The 20,886-nt window shown below is 44.8% G+C and carries 19 protein-coding genes and 1 pseudogene; 13 read left to right on the forward strand and 7 right to left on the reverse strand.

The features are described 5' to 3' along the window. The first annotated feature begins 168 nt into the window (after window positions 1-168). A complete protein-coding gene (locus tag J4N44_RS07770; protein WP_005427581.1) occupies window positions 169-1,761 on the forward strand; it encodes an ABC-F family ATPase in 1,593 nt (530 codons plus the stop codon). Between the two features lie 284 nt (window positions 1,762-2,045). On the opposite strand, the gene J4N44_RS07775 is transcribed toward J4N44_RS07770, so the two are convergent. After that, window positions 2,046-2,870 (reverse strand): formate dehydrogenase accessory sulfurtransferase FdhD, encoded by an 825-nt coding sequence (locus tag J4N44_RS07775; protein WP_005427802.1) that lies wholly within the window; start codon window positions 2,868-2,870, stop codon window positions 2,046-2,048. A gap of 327 nt (window positions 2,871-3,197) precedes the next feature. On the opposite strand from J4N44_RS07775, the gene J4N44_RS07780 reads away from it, so the two are divergent. The 9 genes and pseudogenes from J4N44_RS07780 to J4N44_RS07820 all read left to right on the forward strand — a co-directional run bounded on the left by J4N44_RS07780 (window position 3,198) and on the right by J4N44_RS07820 (window position 12,104). Beyond that, window positions 3,198-3,650: a DUF3305 domain-containing protein gene (locus J4N44_RS07780; RefSeq protein ID WP_009697781.1), complete on the forward strand. Its 453-nt coding sequence runs from the start codon at window positions 3,198-3,200 to the stop codon at window positions 3,648-3,650. Next, a pseudogene (locus J4N44_RS07785) lies at window positions 3,640-4,264 on the forward strand (DUF3306 domain-containing protein). The gene J4N44_RS07780 and the pseudogene J4N44_RS07785 overlap by 11 nt, the downstream one beginning before the upstream one ends. A gap of 310 nt (window positions 4,265-4,574) precedes the next feature. Next, window positions 4,575-6,236 (forward strand): 4Fe-4S dicluster domain-containing protein, encoded by a 1,662-nt coding sequence (locus J4N44_RS07790; RefSeq protein WP_252045056.1) that lies wholly within the window; start codon window positions 4,575-4,577, stop codon window positions 6,234-6,236. A gap of 9 nt (window positions 6,237-6,245) precedes the next feature. Then, window positions 6,246-6,878, forward strand: coding sequence for a TorD/DmsD family molecular chaperone (locus J4N44_RS07795; protein ID WP_005441574.1), 633 nt, complete (start codon window positions 6,246-6,248; stop codon window positions 6,876-6,878). A 73-nt stretch (window positions 6,879-6,951) separates the two neighbouring features. After that, window positions 6,952-7,152 (forward strand): twin-arginine translocation signal domain-containing protein, encoded by a 201-nt coding sequence (locus J4N44_RS07800; RefSeq protein ID WP_005427585.1) that lies wholly within the window; start codon window positions 6,952-6,954, stop codon window positions 7,150-7,152. 10 nt (window positions 7,153-7,162) lie between these two features. Then, a complete protein-coding gene (locus J4N44_RS07805; protein WP_017817432.1) occupies window positions 7,163-10,018 on the forward strand; it encodes a formate dehydrogenase subunit alpha in 2,856 nt (951 codons plus the stop codon). A gap of 11 nt (window positions 10,019-10,029) precedes the next feature. Further along, complete coding sequence (fdh3B, locus tag J4N44_RS07810) at window positions 10,030-10,638, forward strand: formate dehydrogenase FDH3 subunit beta (protein ID WP_005427693.1); 609 nt, start codon at window positions 10,030-10,032, stop codon at window positions 10,636-10,638. 13 nt (window positions 10,639-10,651) lie between these two features. After that, the gene (locus J4N44_RS07815; RefSeq protein WP_005445799.1) at window positions 10,652-11,704 is read left to right on the forward strand and encodes a formate dehydrogenase subunit gamma; all 1,053 of its coding nucleotides are present in this window, start codon (window positions 10,652-10,654) and stop codon (window positions 11,702-11,704) included. Beyond that, window positions 11,688-12,104: a membrane protein gene (locus J4N44_RS07820; protein WP_005427687.1), complete on the forward strand. Its 417-nt coding sequence runs from the start codon at window positions 11,688-11,690 to the stop codon at window positions 12,102-12,104. The genes J4N44_RS07815 and J4N44_RS07820 overlap by 17 nt, the downstream gene beginning before the upstream one ends. Window positions 12,105-12,213: 109 nt before the next feature. Here J4N44_RS07820 and J4N44_RS07825 read toward each other — a convergent pair whose 3' ends face one another. Next, window positions 12,214-12,396 carry a hypothetical protein gene (locus J4N44_RS07825; protein ID WP_009706097.1) on the reverse strand — a complete coding sequence of 61 codons (183 nt, stop codon included), beginning with the start codon at window positions 12,394-12,396 and terminating at the stop codon, window positions 12,214-12,216. Window positions 12,397-12,516: 120 nt separating this feature from the next. Between J4N44_RS07825 and cobB the strand changes: the two genes are divergently transcribed. Beyond that, window positions 12,517-13,248 carry a Sir2 family NAD+-dependent deacetylase gene (cobB, locus tag J4N44_RS07830; protein ID WP_252045057.1) on the forward strand — a complete coding sequence of 244 codons (732 nt, stop codon included), beginning with the start codon at window positions 12,517-12,519 and terminating at the stop codon, window positions 13,246-13,248. A gap of 444 nt (window positions 13,249-13,692) precedes the next feature. Here cobB and J4N44_RS07835 read toward each other — a convergent pair whose 3' ends face one another. The 5 genes from J4N44_RS07835 to potA all read right to left on the reverse strand — a co-directional run bounded on the left by J4N44_RS07835 (window position 13,693) and on the right by potA (window position 18,846). Beyond that, the gene (locus tag J4N44_RS07835; protein ID WP_005445793.1) at window positions 13,693-14,730 is read right to left on the reverse strand and encodes an extracellular solute-binding protein; all 1,038 of its coding nucleotides are present in this window, start codon (window positions 14,728-14,730) and stop codon (window positions 13,693-13,695) included. Window positions 14,731-14,981: 251 nt separating this feature from the next. Then, complete coding sequence (locus tag J4N44_RS07840; protein WP_005445792.1) at window positions 14,982-16,013, reverse strand: extracellular solute-binding protein; 1,032 nt, start codon at window positions 16,011-16,013, stop codon at window positions 14,982-14,984. Between the two features lie 106 nt (window positions 16,014-16,119). Next, window positions 16,120-16,890 carry a spermidine/putrescine ABC transporter permease PotC gene (gene potC, locus J4N44_RS07845; protein ID WP_005389180.1) on the reverse strand — a complete coding sequence of 257 codons (771 nt, stop codon included), beginning with the start codon at window positions 16,888-16,890 and terminating at the stop codon, window positions 16,120-16,122. Beyond that, on the reverse strand, window positions 16,890-17,750 hold the full coding sequence (potB, locus tag J4N44_RS07850) for a spermidine/putrescine ABC transporter permease PotB (protein ID WP_005441590.1): 861 nt from the start codon (window positions 17,748-17,750) through the stop codon (window positions 16,890-16,892). Before potB ends, potC begins: the two co-directional genes overlap by 1 nt. Beyond that, a complete protein-coding gene (potA, locus tag J4N44_RS07855; RefSeq protein WP_009697791.1) occupies window positions 17,731-18,846 on the reverse strand; it encodes a spermidine/putrescine ABC transporter ATP-binding protein PotA in 1,116 nt (371 codons plus the stop codon). The genes potB and potA overlap by 20 nt, the downstream gene beginning before the upstream one ends. Window positions 18,847-19,247: 401 nt before the next feature. On the opposite strand from potA, the gene J4N44_RS07860 reads away from it, so the two are divergent. Both J4N44_RS07860 and J4N44_RS07865 read left to right on the forward strand, forming a co-directional pair. After that, entirely contained in the window at window positions 19,248-20,045 is a 798-nt protein-coding gene (locus J4N44_RS07860) for a DUF2189 domain-containing protein (protein WP_009697792.1), read from the forward strand. Continuing rightward, window positions 20,038-20,874 (forward strand): glucosaminidase domain-containing protein, encoded by an 837-nt coding sequence (locus J4N44_RS07865; RefSeq protein WP_252045058.1) that lies wholly within the window; start codon window positions 20,038-20,040, stop codon window positions 20,872-20,874. Before J4N44_RS07860 ends, J4N44_RS07865 begins: the two co-directional genes overlap by 8 nt. Window positions 20,875-20,886 lie beyond the last annotated feature (12 nt).

Here is a 20,886-nt window from a genome sequence, read left to right on the forward strand (position 1 = left end):
GAGAACACTTAAATTTAGCAAGGTTTATGTTAGCCAAATCTCAAAAATCAGTTCGCTAAACAGAGCTTTTTCTCATTAATTAATAAAAACAAAACTTGAAGTGTGTAGCCTTAAGCAGTAACGTTGCGCGGTTTTTCCCAATAAACTTGAATTGCTAAGGTAAAGGTTTTGATTTCCACAGCGAATATTACTCAACAATTTGGCGCTAAGCCGCTATTTGAAAACATCTCAGTTAAGTTCGGCGAAGGTAACCGCTACGGCTTAATTGGGGCTAACGGTTGTGGTAAATCAACCTTTATGAAAATCCTGAGCGGTGAGCTTGAACAAACAAGTGGTAACGTAAGCTACGATCCAAACGAGCGCGTTGCAAAACTGAACCAGGACCAGTTCGCATACGAAGAATTCACTGTAATCGATACAGTAATCATGGGTCATAAAGAGCTATGGGAAGTGAAGCAAGAGCGTGACCGTATCTACTCACTTGCTGAAATGAGCGAAGAAGACGGCATGAAAGTGGCTGACCTAGAAGTTCAGTTCGCGGAAATGGACGGTTACATGGCAGAAGCAAAAGCGGGTGAGCTTCTTCTTGCTGTAGGTATTCCAATGGAGCAACACTTCGGTCTAATGAGTGAAGTTGCACCGGGTTGGAAACTTCGTGTGCTTCTAGCGCAGGTTCTATTCGCAGACCCAGACGTTATGCTTCTTGACGAACCAACCAACAACTTGGATATGGACACTATCCGTTGGTTGGAAGACACGCTAAACGCGCGTAACTGCACAATGATCATCATTTCGCACGACCGTCACTTCCTAAACTCAGTATGTACGCACATGGCTGACTTGGATTACGGTGAGCTACGTGTTTACCCAGGTAACTACGACGAGTACATGACAGCGGCTTCTCAAGCTCGTGAACGTCTACTAAACGACAACGCGAAGAAGAAAGCACAAATCGCTGAGCTACAAACGTTCGTTGCACGTTTCTCTGCAAACGCATCGAAAGCAAAACAAGCAACATCTCGTGCTAAGCAAATCGACAAGATCAAACTGGACGAAGTAAAAGCGTCTAGCCGTCAAAACCCATTCATTCGTTTTGAGCAGTCTAAAGAGCTATTCCGTAATGCTCTGATTGTTGAAAACCTAAGCCAAGGTTTTGAAGACGACCTGTTTGCTAACTTCAATGCGATTTTTGAAGTTGGTGAGCGCGTTGCAATCATCGGTGAGAACGGTGTGGGTAAAACAACCTTACTAAACACACTTGCTGGTGTACTAGAACCACGTACTGGTGAGTTCAAATGGTCTGAAAACGCGAACATCGGTTACTACGCGCAAGACCACGCACACGACTTCGAAGAAGACCTAAACCTAACGGATTGGATGGGTCAATGGCGTCAAGAAGGCGATGACGAGCAAGTGGTTCGTAGTTTCCTAGGTCGTATGCTGTTTGGTCAAGATGACATTAAGAAGTCAGTAAAAGTACTGTCTGGTGGTGAACAAGGTCGTATGCTGCTTGGTAAGCTAATGATGCACAAACCAAACATGCTGCTAATGGACGAACCAACCAACCACATGGATATGGAATCGATCGAATCATTGAACACGGCACTAGAGCAGTACAAAGGCACATTGTTCTTCGTATCGCACGACCGTGTATTCGTAGACTCGCTAGCAACACGCATCATCGAAATCCGCGATGGTAAAATCACAGACTTTAAAGGTACTTACTCTGAGTTCCTAAAATCTCGTGGTATCGAAGGCTAATCCTTCTTCCGAATAAAGAAAAAGACCTCATTGCGAGGTCTTTTTTTATGTCTATTCTGTGTTAGTGCTAATGCTTTGCTAGCGCTATATTGTGGCGTTCAATCCTTAAATTGCCTCATTAGATAAGCATAAATCCCAACGAGCCCGAAGGTAATGATCATCGAAACGATGATGCCGCTTGGGGTGAGTAGATAATTCCACAGCTGATCGTTGTTCATAGTTCACATCCTTTGTGAATCCACATGATTACTTAAGTCTAACTCATTTGGTGAATTAATGATGAGTTATTGATTTCCCTTCACGTCAAAATCAATCTTCTCTGCACCAGTGAAGACTTGGAAACGTAAGCCTTTCGCACGAGCGATAGTAGTGATGCCAAACTTTTTCGCCAGATCCAAACCCATTTGAGTTACGCCCGAGCGAGAAAGTAAAACAGGGATACCCATCTGCGCCACTTTAATCACCATCTCTGATGTAAGGCGCCCCGTTGTGTAGAAAATTTTATCTTCACCCGTTTCTTGATTAAGCCACATTTCACCCGCTAGCGTATCAACTGCGTTGTGACGACCAACATCTTCCACAAAAGACAGCACTTCGTTGCCTTTACACACGGCACAGCCATGCACAGCGCCCGCTTTTTTGTAGGTATCGTTGTAATGCGTTAATGCTTCAAGCGCCGCGTAGATTTCAGATTGCTTCAGCGGCACTTGTGGTACTTGGTAATCTTCAAGCTGCTTCATCACGTTGCCGTACATAGTGCCTTGACCACAACCAGACGTCACCGTCTTCTTCTTCAGCGCGCCTTCTAGATGCTCGGTATTTTCTTTGGTGATAACTGCAGCTGAGTGCGTTTCCCAGTCAATAATGACCGATTCAATCGCTTCAGGATCAGACAAGAAGCTCTGGTTCTTCAAATAACCCAACACAAGCGCTTCAGGGCGAGAGCCAAGCGTCATTAGCGTAACGACTTCCTTCCAGTTCAACATCACCGTAAGAGGGCGCTCACAGGCGATTTGCTTAGTTAGCTTCTCACCGTATTCGTCAAACACTTCTACTTCGATGGTCTGTAGGGGATTTTCACTGGTTTTAATAATGTTTGGTTTTACCACAGTCATGTCCTAATGAATGAGAGAGCCGATACACGCTCTCATTAATGGGTCTATTCGTCTTAACGCTACAACAAAGCAATTCTCATTCCAAAATAGCTGTTATAAGGAAAATTGCGAGGCATTGCTTCGATTCTGGATTAATTCTGCGATATCGCAGCAATGACACAGGTGCTAATTTGAATTTCTACTAGTTTTGAACTTATGAGCTTAGCGAAGGTAAGGCTTAATCTGGCGCGTTTATTGCTTTGTACCGCTAAAATGGTTGAAAGCAAAGTACAAAATGTCCTTTTCTGTCTTAAAGCCAACATAGAACAAACTGGGTGAGTTATGTCGGATAAGAAACAGTTCGAGAAAAATGAAGATTCATGGTCGATAGGCGTGGATCTTGTAGAGCATGAGATCAGTACCGGTATTTGGGTCACGACCCAATGGCAACTGACGGGATTTGAAATTAACCCAACCGAAGACACTCAACACGTGTGCTTGCTGCAATTGCACAAAGACGAGCGCACCGATTACCGCTTTAACCTGAGCTCGCAACAACCAAAGCTTTTTTTGGTTATGGATAATGTCGACTCTGGTGATACACCGACGATTCAATTGCTTACGGCGTCTCAAACTGTCGCTGCGCAATATATGGATGGCGATAACCTAGTATTATCTAATGATATGCCGTTAGCTATTCAAGCTTGGATGGAAGCCTTTATTGGGCGCCACGGTGAATTGTTAGAAGTAAGACGTAAGAAACGCAAAGGAGCGGGCAGAGCAAATGGCAACTAGTTTTAGCCGTTGGTCGAAACGTAAGTTAGAAGAAGCCACTACCGAGCCTACAGACGCTAAGGCAGTGGACTCTGTTGAATCTACTGAACCAGAAACCGCACAAGCTCATGAAGAATTAAGCACTGAAGCGCAAGCATTGGCTACTGAGGCTTCTACTACAGAGACTGAATCTCAACAGGCATCAAGTGAAACTACTGATCCTGAAGAGATGTCCGTAGCGCAGCTATTGGTTTCTGAGGCTTCAGAGAGCGTTAAGAAAGCCGCACTGCGTAAGATGTTCTTGTCAGAAGGAAGAGTTTAACGTTCGCGATGGTTTGGATGATTACGACGATGACTACAGTAACCTCAAGTCGCTTTCTGATGGGGTGGCTGAAACACTTCGTGATTGGGTGAAAGAGAAAACGGAAGAAGAACCAGCAGAAGAAACCGCACAATCAACTGAACCTCATGAAGAAAGTGATATTGAATCGGCTGATGTAGAACTTGCTGAAGGTGCTGAAATTCCCGAAGAACAAAAAGAACTGGATATAAACACAGTATCTGATGAAAGTGATATTCCAGAGACAAAACTAGCCCCTGAAGAGGTGGGACAAAATATACCACACAAAGAATAGGTACATTTTGACTAAACGCTCAATGAACCGGCTGAGACAAAATGTCCCAGTCGGTTTTTTTATCCCTACTATTTCTAAGATAAATAGCTAACCTATTGAAAATTAGCTTATATTTAATTGGCACGACATTTGCTATCTGTTGCTCATTACCATTCTTGTTGAAGTTAGACCATTTGCCTAACAGGCAGTGATAACCCGCGTGGGACTACCTAAAAGGGGTAGTTACTGACGAGTTAATCAGCAGAATCGCCTGCGCTAACTACAATGAAAGATGGAAGAAACTATCCATGCGTATAAATGGAACTGAGCAATGTTGAAACAATTATTAGAACAAGCAACTTCCAATAACGGTAAAGCGCGTCTGTATGCGTTTGAGAATACCGTAGAGTTGACCAACCTTATTCCACCAACGGTGAGCTACGAGAGTGGCGGTAATACACTGATTGTTGGACCGACTGCCATCATTGAGAGTGCAGCCGCGCAACTATCTCAAATGAACAGCCTGACACTTCTTTCTACAGACGGAGAAAAAGGCACAAATCCAGAACTGTACTTTGCAAACTCAGTTCAGGTTTCTGGTTTTCTAGGTACGTTTGAAGTGCTTATCGAAAATAACGGTCTAACAAGCAACCTAGCAAAAGTCGCTATTAATAGTGATTGTTTCGATGTTGTTCTCGATCTTTGTCTAAGCAGCTGTATGTCAGAAGAGGTTCCGGTTCCGGGTTACTACCCAGTAGGACGCGGTTATCCAAAACTGGCGGAAGCGCTAGAAGAAATCCCGACATTAATGGGTACGTTTGATAAGCCAAAGTTCTTCCGTCTGGACACTGATCTATGTGCACACAGTTCTCGTGGCATAAAAGGCTGTGAGCGTTGTGTGGATGCTTGTCCTGCTGGTGCACTATCAAGTGAAGGCAGCGATAAAACAGGTCATCGCATCGAGATTAACCCATACCTATGTCAGGGCGTGGGTACTTGTGCAACGGCTTGTCCGACAGAAGCGATTCACTACGCGCTACCTAACCCTGAAGATACGCAAAAATTCATTGAACGCACGCTAGCGAACTACGAGCAAGCGGGCGGTCTGGATCCTATCGTTCTTATCTGTAGCTCTCGTCACGAGACTTACAACGTGATGGCACTGAAAGCGCTGCCAGATAACGTGATTCCAATCGTGGTTGAAGAGCTTCCTTCTATCGGTATCGATACATGGTTTGCAGCTCTAGTTAATGGCGCGACGCAAGTGCTATTTGCAGCTTCTCGTTTTATGCCTGCAACCATAATTCGTGTTCTGAACAACGAAGTGGGTATCGCGCAAGAGCTATTGGATCAACTTGGCATCGCAAAAGAGACCATCGATATCCTTTACTTGGAATCGCTTCGTGAAGGTCCTCCAACACTATGTACAGATTCATTCGATCTTGCCCTTGGCGACCTTCAAGGTAACAAGCGTCAACGTTTGTTTACTGCGCTTGATGCAATGTCTTCTTCTCGTATTCCGGTTGAGAACATTGTTGAACTGCCTGCGAACGCGCCTTACGGCAATGTTTCTTGTGAGAGCAAAGATTGTACGTTGTGTATGAGCTGTGTGGCGGTTTGTCCGACGCGTGCACTTCATACCGATGGTGAATCTCCATCACTTAAATTCGTTGAACAAGATTGTATTCAATGTGGTTTGTGTGAAAAGGCATGTCCAGAGAAAGTTCTGACTCTAACGCCACGTATGAACTGGGTGAAAGAAGAGCGTCAAAAAGCGGTTGTGATTCACGAAGAGAAAGCCGCGGAATGTATTCGCTGTCATAAGCCATTCGCACCTCAGTCTATGATCGACATGCTACAAAACAAGTTACGCGGTCACTCTCATTTCTCTGATGAAGCGGCGATCAATCGTATCGCGATGTGTGAAGACTGCCGTGTGATCGACATGTTTGAGTCGATGGCAGAAGACCCAATGAAACAACTGAAATACTAGGAGCTCGCAGTGGATACACAACGAGAACAAGAACAAACACTGAGAACAGAGATCTACTTAGTTTTGTCAGCGCTTTTCCGTAGCGCACCAAGTGAGGAGATGATCGAGTTCCTGACTTCTCTAGAAGTTGAACCATCAGAAAGCGCAATGCAAAAAGCGTGGATTGCGCTTCAGCAAGCGGCAAAAGATTCTAATCGCGAAGCGCTCGAAGATGAATACCAAGATCTTTTCATTGGTATCGGTCGTGGTGAAGTGATGCCATTTGGCTCATGGCACATGACGGGTGCAATGATGGAAAAACCACTGGCTGAAATTCGTCACGATTTGGAACTGCTTGGTTTCGAGCGCGATGAAAATGTGAAAGAACCGGAAGATCACATCGCGGCACTTTGTGAAGTGATGTCGATGCTAACGGGTGAAGAAGAAGATCTTCAACAAGCGGTGTTTAACAAACACATCGCACCTTGGTTCAACTCTTTCACTCAGCAACTAGAAAACGCAGAGAGCGCGAACTTTTATAAGCCAGCAGCTCAACTGTGTGAGGCGTTCTTAACACTGGAACAAGTGCGCTTTAGCGTGAACACCAAAAGCAGTAAGCACAAATTAAAAATTGATGTGAAAAACGTCACTGATTACGAGTAATCGAGCAGTACTTGGTCATATCGATAGAGGGGCAATAGCCTCCAAAGATCTACCGTAAGGTAAGGAAGCAATGATGAAAGATAATAAAGAAATAAACACAAGCCGTAGGGATCTCCTGAAAGGCTTAACGACTGCAGCCGTAGCTGGTGCGGTTGTCGCTGGAACAACAAAAGTGGCAAGCGCTTCAGAAACGGTTGAGCCTTCTGAAAAAGACGTGAAGAAGAAAGGGTATCGTGAAACTCAACACATTCGCGATTACTACGACACACTTTAGGAGATAACGGATGAAACTTGTCAAACGCTCCGACAGTGTGAGCAAAGAAACCAATCAGCTTGGCGTTTCTCGCCGTGCATTCATGAAAAACACCTCGCTTGCTGCTGGTGGTGCGGTTGTAGGTGCAAGTCTTTTTGCACCGGGCATGATGAAGAAAGCACAAGCTAAATCGGTGGATCCAGAAGCGAAAACAGAAGTAAAACGTACCATCTGTTCTCACTGTTCTGTAGGTTGTGGTATCTACGCTGAAGTTCAAAACGGCGTATGGACAGGTCAAGAGCCTGCATTCGACCACCCATTCAACGCTGGTGGACACTGTGCAAAAGGTGCAGCACTGCGCGAACACGGTCACGGTGAGCGTCGTCTGAAATACCCAATGAAGCTTGAAAACGGTAAGTGGAAGAAGCTTTCTTGGGATCAAGCGATCGAAGAAATTGGTAACAAGGTGATGGACATCCGTAAAGAGTCGGGTCCAGATTCGGTTTACTGGTTGGGTAGTGCAAAGCACAACAACGAACAAGCGTACATGTTCCGTAAGATGGCGTCGCTTTGGGGTACCAACAACGTTGACCACCAAGCGCGTATCTGTCACTCAACAACCGTAGCAGGTGTAGCAAACACTTGGGGTTACGGTGCGATGACCAACTCTTTCAATGACATGCACAACTGTAAGTCGATGCTGTTCATTGGTTCAAACCCTGCAGAAGCACACCCTGTTGCGATGCAGCACATCCTAATCGCGAAAGAGAAGAACAACTGTAAGATCGTTGTTGCGGATCCTCGTCGTACTCGTACCGCTGCGAAATCGGATCACTACGTATCTCTACGTCCGGGTTCTGACGTTGCGTTTATTTGGGGCGTGCTATGGCATGTCTTCGCGAACAACTGGGAAGACAAAGAGTTCATCCGTCAACGTGTATTCGGTATGGATGAAATCCGTGCAGAAGTAGCGAAATGGACACCAGCAGAAGTTGAGCGCGTAACTGGCGTTCCTGAGTCTGAAGTTTACCAAACAGCGAAACTGCTTTCTGAAAACCGTCCGGGTTGTATCGTTTGGTGTATGGGTGGTACTCAGCATACGACTGGTAACAACAACACACGTGCTTACTGTGTACTTGAGCTTGCGCTAGGTAACATCGGTAAATCGGGCGGCGGTGCAAACATCTTCCGTGGTCACGATAACGTACAGGGCGCAACTGACCTTGGCGTACTATCTGACACGCTACCAGGCTACTACGGTCTATCTGAAGGTTCATGGCGTCACTGGTCAAAAGTGTGGGAAATCGATTACGAGTGGGTGAAAGGTCGTTTCGATGACAACGCTTACGGTGGTCAAAAACCAATGAACAGTGCAGGTATCCCTGTATCTCGTTGGGTGGATGGTGTTCTTGAAAACAAAGACAACATTCGTCAACGTGAAAACATCCGCGCCATGTTCTACTGGGGTCACGCAGTAAACTCTCAGACTCGTGGTCCTGAGATGAAGAAAGCGATGCAAAAGCTGGATATGATGGTTATTGTTGACCCATACCCAACAGTCGCGGCGGTAATGAACGATCGTACTGACGGCGTTTACCTGCTTCCTGCAACGACTCAGTTCGAAACACACGGCAGTGTGACAGCATCTAACCGCTCACTTCAGTGGCGTGATCAGGTTATCGAGCCATTGTTCGAATCTAAACCTGACCACGAAATCATGTACCTGCTAACTAAAAAGCTAGGTTATGAAGATCTGCTGTTCAAAAACATCCGTGTTGAGAACAACCAGCCAATGATCGAAGACATCACGCGCGAATTCAACAAAGGCATGTGGACCATCGGGTACACAGGTCAAAGCCCGGAGCGTCTAAAAGCGCACCAACAAAACTGGCATACATTCCACAAAACGTCTCTAGAGGCAGAAGGTGGTCCTGTGAATGGTGAGACTTACGGTCTACCTTGGCCATGTTGGGGTACGCCAGAGATGAAACACCCAGGCACACACATTCTGTACGATACGTCGAAGACGGTTGCAGAGGGTGGCGGTAACTTCCGTACGCGTTTCGGTGTTGAGTTTGAAGGTCAAAGCCTACTTGCTGAAGACAGCTACTCAAAAGGCTGTGAAATCAAAGACGGTTACCCAGAATTCTCTGACAAGCTAATCAAACAGCTTGGTTGGTGGGACGACCTAACGGCTGAAGAAAAAGCAGCAGCGGAAGGTAAAAACTGGAAAACTGACCTGTCTGGTGGTATCCAACGCGTAGCAATCAAGCACGGTTGTATCCCATTTGGTAACGCTAAAGCGCGTGCGATTGTTTGGACATTCCCGGACCGTGTACCGCTACACCGTGAGCCGCTATACACGCCTCGTCGTGACCTTGTAACGGATTACCCAACTTGGGACGACAAAGAAGCAATCTTCCGTGTACCAACGCTTTACAAGTCTATCCAGAAAGAAGACAAGTCTGGCGAATACCCAATCATCCTGACTTCTGGTCGCTTGGTTGAGTACGAAGGTGGTGGCGAAGAGACACGTTCAAACCCATGGCTTGCTGAACTTCAACAAGAAATGTTCGTTGAAGTGAACCCGAAAGACGCAAACGATCTTGGCTTCAAAGATGGCGATGACGTTTGGGTTGAAGGCGCAGAAAAAGGTCGCATCAAGGTGAAAGCGATGGTCACTCGTCGTGTTAAACCGGGTCTGGCGTTCATTCCGTTCCACTTCGGCGGTAAGTTCGAAGGTGAAGACCTACGTTCTAAGTACCCAGAAGGTACGGACCCTTATGTTGTTGGTGAAGCAGCCAACACGGCAACCACTTACGGTTACGACCCTGTTACTTTGATGCAGGAAACTAAAGTAACCCTATGTAACATTCGTAAAGCGTAAGGAGTCTGACAATGGCACGAATGAAATTCCTATGTGACACCAAACGCTGTATCGAGTGTAACGGCTGTGTTACTGCATGTAAGAACGAAAACGATGATGCGCTTGAGTGGGGTATTCAACGTCGCCGCGTAGTAACACTGAACGACGGTGAACCAGGCGAAAACTCAATCTCTGTTGCTTGTATGCACTGTACAGACGCGCCTTGTATGGCGGTTTGTCCAGCTGACTGTTTCGAGCACACAGAAGATGGCATCGTCCTTCACAACAAAGATCTTTGTATCGGTTGTGGTTACTGTCTGTTCGCTTGTCCATTCGGTGCGCCTCAGTTCCCGAAACAAGCGTCATTCGGTGAACGTGGCAAAATGGACAAATGTACTTTCTGTGCAGGTGGTCCAAACACAGAACCAGGTTCTCTAGAAGAGCGTGAGAAGTACGGTGCGAACCGTATTGCTGAAGGTAAGCTACCTATGTGTGCGTCATTATGTTCAACAAAAGCACTGCTAGCGGGTGATGCAGAGAAAGTTTCTGACATCTTCCGTCAACGTGTGGTTGAGCGCGGTGCGAAAAACGCAGGTTGGACAGACGGTAACGATCTTTCTTACGACGCAACTAAAAGCTAAGTAGGAGAGACACATGTTAAATACTCTTAAACGTGCGTCTCTTGTAATGCTGTCGATGATGACAGCATTACTGCTGACCTTTGCGATGCCAGCGTCTGCGCAAGAAGACACATCTCCAGTGGTACAACAGGAGATGACGCAACTTGCAGGTGCAGACTTTTGGCGTCAGGTCAAAGAGGGGCAAGAAGGCTATACCACGTCGAAATCAGCGGAACACGGTGTGCTGATCAGTACTCCGGGTGAGACTTGGTACATTCTTAAAGAGAAATGGATGTCTCCTGCGGGCGCTGTCGCAATTTTCGGCAGTATCGCAATGGTTATCATGGCTTACGTATTCGTTGGTCCTCTGATGCTAAGCAAGCCACGTACTGGCAAGAAGATGAAACGCTGGTCTCGACTAGACCGCGCACTACACTGGAGCATGGCGTTTACCTTCTTAACGCTAGCATTCAGTGGTTTGATGCTGGTTTACGGTAAGCACTTCTTAAAACCGTACGTACCGACTGAGTTCTGGGGCTTCATCGTCATGTTGGCGAAGCAGTACCATAACTACATGGGTCCGCTGTTCTTCATCTTGCTGATGTTTGTTCTACTGAAATGGTGGCGCAAATCTATCCCTAACATGACAGACATCCGTTGGTTCATGAAAATGGGCGGCATGGTAGGTAAACATAAAGGCACGCACCCATCGGCTGGCTTCTCAAACGGTGGTGAAAAGGCGATCTACTGGTTGCTGATCTTCTTTGGTGCTATCGCAGCAGTGAGTGGCTTAATTCTGGACTTCCCAATTTTCGGTCAGACTCGTCGCCATATGGAGTTGTCTAACCTTGTTCACGCGATTTCGGCACTGATTCTAATCTGTGGTTTCATCTTCCACATTTACATCGGTCTATTCGGTATGGAAGGTGCGCTAGAGGGGATGGTCACTGGTGAAGTTGACGAGACATGGGCGAAAGAGCATCACGATCTTTGGTATGAAGAAGTAAAATCCAAAGAAGCGATGGGCGAAACAGATACGGTACAAACGGAAGCAAAAGGAGCAAAAGCGAATGAACAAACCTCATAACGGGATTTGGGTTGCGTACATCCTGAGCTGTTTGACCCCGTTTACGTTTTTGATCTCAGGCGTTGTCGCAATCATTTACGCTGGGTACCGTTTGGACAAAGGCGAAGACAGCGACGTAGTGAACTCGCATTACTACGGTTTGATTCGTACTTTCTTCCTGTACCTGACATTCTTTGTTGTTCTGATTGTAACGGTAGCAACATCAAATGGTGTGTTGATTGGTGTAAGTGATTACTGGATGCATAGTACGTTGCTAGACTCTGTTGCGTACTTTATTCCTTGGATTGGTATGTTGTTTGCTGCGTTGGCAATTCTTGTGTGGTTCCTACGCATGTACCAGGGTATGAACCAACTGCGCAATAACATGCCGCACAGACCGTCTACAGGTCCAAACCTGTAAATTAAATGGCTTTATTGAAGAGAAAGCCAGAGAAAAACAGTTTGTAAACATGCAAAACCCTCGACACAGTTCGAGGGTTTTTTATCTCGTCTTTATAGGGAATACTGATTTAACAGTTTCCTTTTTTCGCTTGTCCCGGCGGACAGAAATCACCACCATGAACTGGGTGGTCATTATCTTTGTCATTGGTGCTCACTTTGACTTTTACGTCATCGAATTCACCCTCAACATTTGTAAGCTGACACCCTGCTAAAGTCCCCAATAATATAAGGACAAGAGATACACGTCTCATTGCTTTGCCTCTCAATTTATCATTCTAATTAAGACCACTACGACCATGGTCTAATCCATATTACTACTGTTGTTATTCGTTCAGTGTTAAGCTAATGAAAAAGAACAACAAGGATAGGTTATGGACTTCCCTTATAGAAATATTGTAGTACTTACTGGCGCAGGCATCTCGGCTGAGTCTGGTATTCAAACATTTCGAGCTCAAGATGGTCTCTGGGAGAATCACCGCATAGAGGACGTCGCAACACCAGAAGGGTTTGCGCGCGATCCCGATCTTGTTCAATCGTTCTATAATCAACGTCGAAAAAAACTACAGGACGAAGATATCAAGCCTAATGCTGCTCATATCGCGCTAGGGCGCCTAGAAGAGCAGTTGGAAGGTAAAGTGACTATCATTACTCAAAACATTGATAATCTGCATGAGAGAGGCGGTAGCGCCAATATTATTCACATGCACGGTGAGTTGCTTAAAGCGCGTTGTAGTGAATCTAATCAAGTCATCGAGCATTCAGAAGACATTGAAACTGGCGAATTATGTCACTGCTGCCAGATTCCTGCTCAAATGCGTCCACACATTGTTTGGTTTGGTGAAATGCCACTGCGTATGGGTGAGATATACGCGGCATTGGAAGAAGCAGACTTGTTTATTTCTATTGGTACATCTGGCGTGGTATATCCAGCCGCAGGTTTTGTACATGATGCAAAGATGCACGGTGCACATACGATTGAAATTAATTTAGAGCCAAGTGCCGTCGAGAGTGAGTTTGAAGAGAAGCGTTACGGTAAGGCAAGCATCGAAGTACCGAAGCTTGTTGACGAGATTCTTGCTCTGGAAAACGAACCTAGCGCTTAAAAAAGAGTTAACCCCAAAATCTAACAAAGGCATCGAGTGATTCGATGCCTTTTTGTATACCCAAGTGACTTCAAGATGCAGGATTCAGAGCGTTGTCATTGATTCGAGAACAAGGAAAACAACGCAGTGTAATAGCCAGCTCTTTCCAAGTTGTTTGACGCAGCAATCGGGTCAATGACACGCTCCCAAAGGGCGAGCTGCCTTGGCTTGTATACTTTGTTGCCGATTCTTGATTTAGACCCACTAAACCTTTAAATCGCCGCCGCGTCTACAAACCAAGTCAGTCTCGCTGAACCTAGCATCTCGAGGTTACTTGGGTATATCTTGAAACTTTGTATTCTGCCGCTTTGTAATTCGAGCAGTATAGATTGAGATGCAAAGCACGATCTTCAGATACAAGAAAAGCGACCGAAGCCGCTTTTCTAAACTATTTCGACAGACTGATTAGTTGTCTACTTTTAGCTTTTGGAAGTACTCATCGTAAAGCACGCTAGCTTCACCAACTTCGTCTTGCCATGTACCGCTGTCCATCACTTCTTGTGGTGGGAAGATGCTTGGATCGTTAGCAAATTCTTTCGGTAGTAGATCGTGAGCTGTTTTCACTGGAGTAGGGTAACCAATCTCTAGTGCAATCTTAGCTGCGTTCTCAGGGCGTAGTAGGAAGTCGATCATCTTATGAGCTGCATCAACGTTCTTAGCACCCGCTGGAATTGCGAGGCTATCCATCCAGAAAATAGTGCCTTTCTCTGGCCAGATGATATCGATGTTCGCGCCTTCTTGACGAGCCATGTAAGCAGAACCGTTCCAAAGCATACCAAGTGATACTTCACCTGCTAAGTATGGGTTCGCTGGGAAGTCTGAATTGAATACCAATACGTTCGGCATTAGCTTTTTCAGCTCTTCGTAAGCGGCTTTGATCTCGTCTGGGTTAGTGGTGTTTGGTGAGTAACCAAGCTTAGTCAATGCGATGTGGAATACTTCGCGAGAATCATCCATTAGCATTAGTTGACCTTCCCACTTGCTATCCCAGAAGTCATCCCATTTAGTCACAGAAGACTTATCTAGCATATCAGCATTGATACCAATACCGGTCGCACCCCAAATGTATGGGATAGAGTAGTTGTTGTTCGGGTCGAACGGCTTGTTCAGGAAGTTAGTGTCTAGATCAGCAAAGTGAGAAAGTTTCTCTTTGTCGATCTTTTGCAGCATGCCTTCTTTACGCATTTTAGATACGAAATAGGTAGACGGTACTACCAAGTCGTAACCAGAACCTTGAGTTTTCAACTTCGCGTACATGCTTTCGTTAGACTCGTACGTAGAGTAGATAACTTTGATACCAGTTTCTTTTGTAAAGTCTTCAAGAACTTCGTTTGGAATGTATTCCGACCAGTTGTAGAAATACAGTTCTTGATCAGCAGCCATTGCAGGGGTAGCGATTAGCGTCGCCGCACACAGTGCGCTTGCGTAGAATTTACTTTTCATTTGTTTTCCGTTTTGTTCAGCAACAGGACAAATCAATACTAGTAACAAATAACGATTTGAGCCAAATTGCGATAAGCACAATCCTGTTTATCTGAGCCACGAAAACCAGCATTAGGGTCAAAATAGAACGTAATGCTTGAACTCGAGTCAAATAAACCTAGCAACATACAATTATATCAGTCAATTACAAAAATAGGCAGCGTATTGCTGCCTATTTTCATTTAGTAGATGGCTTATTAAGCAAGATCAGATTATTGACCCGCTTTTAGCTTCAGGAAGTAGTCTTCATACTTCACTGTCATGTCGCCAACAGAGTCTTGCCATTCAACACGGTCAAGGTCTTCTTGAGAAGGAAACAGTGGTGCAACATCTTTGAATTTAGCGTTAGATTCTGCAACCGCTGTTAGGTAACCCGTGTCCGCTGAAATTTGCTCTGCGATTTCTGGACGCAGTAGGAAGTCGATCATTTTGTGAGCCGCTTCTACGTTCTTCGCGCCAGAAGAGATTGCGAAGTTATCAACCCAACCGATGCCGCCTTCTTTAGGGAATACTAGTTTCAGGTTCATGCCTTCGTTTTGAGCAGCTGCTGCGCTACCGTTCCAAAGCATACCAACGCCAACTTCGCCAGACATGTATGGTGCGCCTGGGTTGTCAGAGTTAAATACTAGAACGTTTGGCATTAGCTTTTGTAGTTCTGCGTATGCTTCGTCGATTTGTTTTGGATCCGTAGAGTTACCTGAGTAACCCAGTTTGCGTAGTGCAATGTGGAACACTTCACGAGTGTCGTCCATCAGCATTACTTGACCTTCTAGCTCTGGCTTCCATAGGTCAGCCCAGCTTTGGAAGTCGTTTGGATCATACATGTCTGCGTTAACCGCTAGACCTGTAATCGCAACAACGTGTGGAATAGAGTAGTCGTTATTTGGGTCGTAAGGCTTGTCTAGGTAGTTTTTATCTAGGTTGCCGAAGTTTTTCAGCTTAGTCTTATCGATCTTTTGTAGCATGCCTTCGTCACGCATCTTCGCTACGAAGTACGTAGAAGGTACCACTAGGTCATAACCTTGGTTATGAGTTTTTAGCTTTGCATACAAAGTCTCGTTCGACTCGTAAGTCGAGTAGATCACTTTGATGCCAGTTTCTTTGGTAAATTGCTCTAGGATATTACTGTTGATGTAAGGACCCCAGTTCATAAATACCAATTCTTTATCGTTCGCTGCCGCTGTACCAGAGAACAGAGAAAGCGCACATGCACTACCAGCTAATAGAGTAGCCCATTTTTTCATTGACGTTAGCTCCAAACCAAACGTTGTCCAATTAATTTTGGACGATAGATAGAAAAACAGAATGGCATGTAACCATTCTGTTTCGTGATGTTAACGGGTGCGGATTTTACTTCACTTTTTCTCTTGCTAGTAACTGAGAAATTACTACCAGAACCAAAGAAACAATCAGCATGACCGTTGCTAGGGCGTTCACTTCCGGTGAAATGCCCACCTTAACCATTGAGTAAATCTTCAATGGCAAGATTTCGTATGTTGGGCCGGTTACAAACGAGCTGATAATTACGTCGTCCAAAGACAGCGTAAAGCTCAATAGCCAACCTGCAGCAACCGCTGGTTTAGCAAGAGGAAGGATGATCTGTTTCAAGATAACCCATTCGCTTGCACCAAGGTCTTTTGCAGCTTCCAACATTTTCACATCAAAGCCATTTAAGCGGCTGTACACTGTTACCACAACGAACGGTAGACAGAAGGTGATGTGAGCAATTAACAGAGTAAAGAAGCCAAGCTGTGCGCCCAATACAAGGAACAGAGCAAGTAATGAAATCGCCATGACAATATCTGGAGACATCATTACGACAAACAGCATGCCGTTTACCGCACCTTTACCTTTGAACGAGTAACGGAATAGGGCAACAGCCGTCAAGCTACCAATAATGGTTGCTGCTGTCGCTGAGAATACCGCTACGTTCAATGAATGCCATGCAGCCTGCATTAGGCTGTCGTTATTTACTAAGGTTTCGTACCATTTCGTGGTGAAACCGCCCCATTTCATACCAAATTTGTTGGCATTAAATGAGTTAACAATTAAGACGATGATTGGCAGATACAAAAATGCATATACCAGCGCCATAAAGCTAAATCTAACTGTGCGTCCCATTAGTCTAGCTCCACTTTCTTATTCAATAGTTTGCCTGCTCTGTAGTAAGCGTAAAGCATCACAGCCATTGCGAAGGTGAGGGCGATACTGGTCGCGGCACCAAATGGCCAGTCACGAGCGTTCAATACTTGGCTCTTAATTACGTTACCGATCAGTAGGTTCTTCGCGCCGCCTAGAAGGTCAGAGATGTAGAACATACCTAGTGCTGGTAGTAGAACCAACAAACAGCCACCGATAATGCCTGGCATTGTCAGAGGCAAAATCACTCGTGTAATGGTTTGAAACTTGTTCGCACCAAGATCTTTTGCTGCCTCGATGTATGTGTTGTCTAGTTTCTCTATTGCCGAGTAGAGCGGCAAAATCATAAACGGAAGCAAGATGTACACAAGACCAATCATTACTGCTGTTTCTGTATACATTAAACGCATCGGCTTATCGATGATTTCCATTGCCATCAACGACTTGTTCAAAATACCTTGTGTACCGAGAACAATCTTTAAGCCGTAAGTACGGATAAGGGAGTTAGTCCAAAATGGCACAATCACCAAGAACAACATGAACGGACGCCATTTTTCAGGCATTTTCGCTACGATGTAAGCAAATGGGTAACCAATCACCAAGCACAATAAGGTTGCAATGATCGCCATGTAGAAAGAGTGCATCAACACTTTTGCATACAGAGGATCAAGCAGGCGAAGGTAGTTGTCGAAAGTAAACGTTAATTCAATTAGGTTCGCTTCATCACGCGTCAAGAAACTCGTACCGATAATCATTAGGTTTGGAACTAACACAAACAGCGTTAGCCAGCCAACGATTAGGGTAATGATCGCGTTCTGAAGATTAAGCTTCTTGCTTATCATTTAGTACTACCTCCCAGCTCTCAACCCAAGTAATAGCGACTTTCTGGCCGAGTGAGTGGTCCACATCTGGATCATCTTCGTTAAAGAATTCGCTTACCATCACGCGCATGCCTGAATCCAACTGGATAACTGAATCAAGCGTCATACCTTTATAGGTACGTTCTGTTACGTGACCTACGATGCCTTTTTCTTCAGACTCTTTGATCTCTTCGATACGTAAGTCTTCTGGGCGAAGTAGTACTTGTAGTTTCTCACCTGCTTGAGCTGCTTGATCGTAGTAAACAACAGATTCAACGCCTTCAATTTCTGCTCGGATGCGTTTCTCGTCGATACGCTCTAGCATGGTTGCGTTGAATACGTTGATCTCACCGATAAAGCGAGCAACAAATAGGTTCTTAGGCTCTTCGTAAATCTCACGTGGGGAACCATCCTGCTCGATAACACCGTCGCGCATAACAATAATGCGGTCAGACATCGATAGGGCTTCTTCCTGATCGTGTGTAACAAAGATAAAGGTAATACCAAGTTGACGCTGAAGCTGTTTAAGCTCGATTTGCATTTGCTTACGTAGTTTGTAATCAAGTGCAGATAGAGATTCATCTAGCAGCAGTACTTTTGGTTTATTAACAACCGCGCGAGCGATCGCGATACGTTGTTGTTGACCACCAGAAAGTTGGTGAGGCTTACGCTGTGCCATTTTTTCTAGGCGAACCATGCGTAGCGCTTCCATAACTCTTGGTTCAATCTCAGCAGCAGGTGTTTTCTGCATGCGAAGACCGAAAGCAACGTTTTCAAATACGGTCATATGAGGGAAGAGTGCATAACTCTGAAATACCGTGTTGACGTGCCTTTGCTCAGCAGGAACCTGTGTTACATCTTGGTCATCTAGTACGATTTGACCGTTGTCTGCCGTTTCAAAGCCCGCGATCATGCGTAAAACCGTTGTTTTACCACAACCAGAAGGACCAAGAATTGTCAGAAACTCACCATGATTAACATCCAGATTTAAATTACCGATGATTTCCTTACCATCGAAACTTTTGCTAATACCAGATAGACGAACTACTGGCTTTCCTGCTTGCTGTTTAGCGTTCAACGTCTGTATTTCTCCCACGTTCAAATTGGGGTGTATCCAATTGATGTGACATTAGTCATTCACTTTTGAGGCGCGCATCATAATCACCAAAATTGTGAAATCAAAGCATTTTCTTATCTTGAAACAGAAAAAATTTTGCAGGCAAAAGTAAACATTCCTTACCATACTGTTTTTGTAGGGGTATTTACATTTCAGCTATACATAAGAAAGGCATTAATTTCTTGTGCAAATGTTTTCAATTTCATAGATTTGCGAGTGGTTAATTATCGACCAAATAGCAGATATTGCAAGTATTGAGGCCGACTTATGATTTTAGACGTGCAAAGATTTCTTTATAATGACGCCCTTATTAATTAACTGGTTTTCCAGAAAAAATTTTACAAGTTAGCCTTGGATAAAATATGAACAACGATTTTGAGAAAGATTTCAATCTTGGAGGGAGTGTAGAGCGAGCTCTTTCTGGCAAGTATGAACTAAAAGCAGCAGCCGTTTTTAGCGAAGCTTGGCGCACAACCATCCAACAGTTTTTGTCCTTCTCGCCAGCGATTATTCTCCTCCTATTCGTTCAGCTGGGTATTTTCTATATTGCACTTCAACTTCAACTCGGAGATCCAAGTGTTATCTTGGATGCGCTTCAAAACCCTGAATCTTTTACCACAGATATCGTGTCTGCTATTTATGTCGCTAACTTCAGTTATGAAGTGATCAGTGCGCCGATTTATGCTGGTATTAGTTTAATGGCAATGAGCCACGTGGCGGGGTTGAAGACAAAGGTACGTCATGTTGGTAAAGGCCTTCAATTTACGGTTCCTGTGATTTTAGCAACACTATTTAGCCTGATGATGCAGGGTGTTGCTGGAATGATTTTTCCTTTGCTATCGCTATACCTTTCTTTAGCATTTAGTCACTCTATCTTATTGATTTGTGAGAAAAGAGTACCACCAATGCAATCGCTTTTATTGTCTCTTCGTGCCATAAACAAAAAGCTTTTTGTTGTTGCAGGGCTTTACTTAGGCGTGATGTTGATGTTTATTGTTGCTGCAATGTTCTACGGAATTGGCTTGATCTTCGTGTTACCGTTCTTCTTCCATTTGAAGGGAATCCTGTACCGCGAAATGTTTGGTATCAAGTTGAAGATCGTAGCGACGCAACAAAACGATAACGATCACGATGGTAACTCTCAGGTGTTTGATGCCTAAATCTTTAAAATCTATGAGTTTACGAGTGGCGGCTATCATAATAGCCGCCACTTTTGTTTCTATTGGTCCTTATTTGCACTATGACCGTGAGTATCGCAAGGCGATTGATCCGCAAGTTGTGCATGGACCCGTTTCACACCCAGATTTGTCGCATCTTCCTTATATTGGTGACATTCCGGATTTTAACTCGATTAAGGACACGAAAGATAAGAAGACAGCATTCTTTGACTTTCTTCGTCCGAAAATCGCGTTAGAAAATAAGCGCATTGAAAAAGAACGTGCATTCCTAACGTCTTTGACGGTTGGAGAGATTAGTTCAGAGCAAACATCCTATGCCGAGCGTTTGGCTGTACTATATTCTTATCCTTTAAAAGATGGTGCGGTCACACAAGCTTGGCTGGATGAAATGCTTAAGCGTGTCAATGTGTTGCCGGAGGCGCTGGTGTTAACTCAAGCTGCCAATGAATCTGCGTGGGGTACCTCTCGTTTTGCTAAACAAGCAAACAACTTGTTTGGTCAATGGTGTTATAAGAAGGGCTGCGGAATTGTCCCTGCAAAACGTGGCGCTGGTAAAACGCATGAAGTAGAGAAGTTCGATACTGTTCAAGAATCTGTACATGGATACTTTATGAATGTGAACCGTAACCGCGCGTACGCAGATTTACGAGACATTCGTGCGAATTTAGCAGGGAAACACAAGGATTTGTTATCTGTGGCGACAGCATCGGAGTTGACTCATGGCTTGCTTGCGTATTCTGAACGTGGCATTGCCTATGTTAATGACTTACGTGCGATGATTCGCCACAATAACGCTTACTGGACACAATAAAAGAAATAACGG

Source organism: Vibrio sp. SCSIO 43155 (assembly GCF_023716605.1).
In the GTDB taxonomy this organism is placed as follows: domain Bacteria; phylum Pseudomonadota; class Gammaproteobacteria; order Enterobacterales; family Vibrionaceae; genus Vibrio; species Vibrio harveyi.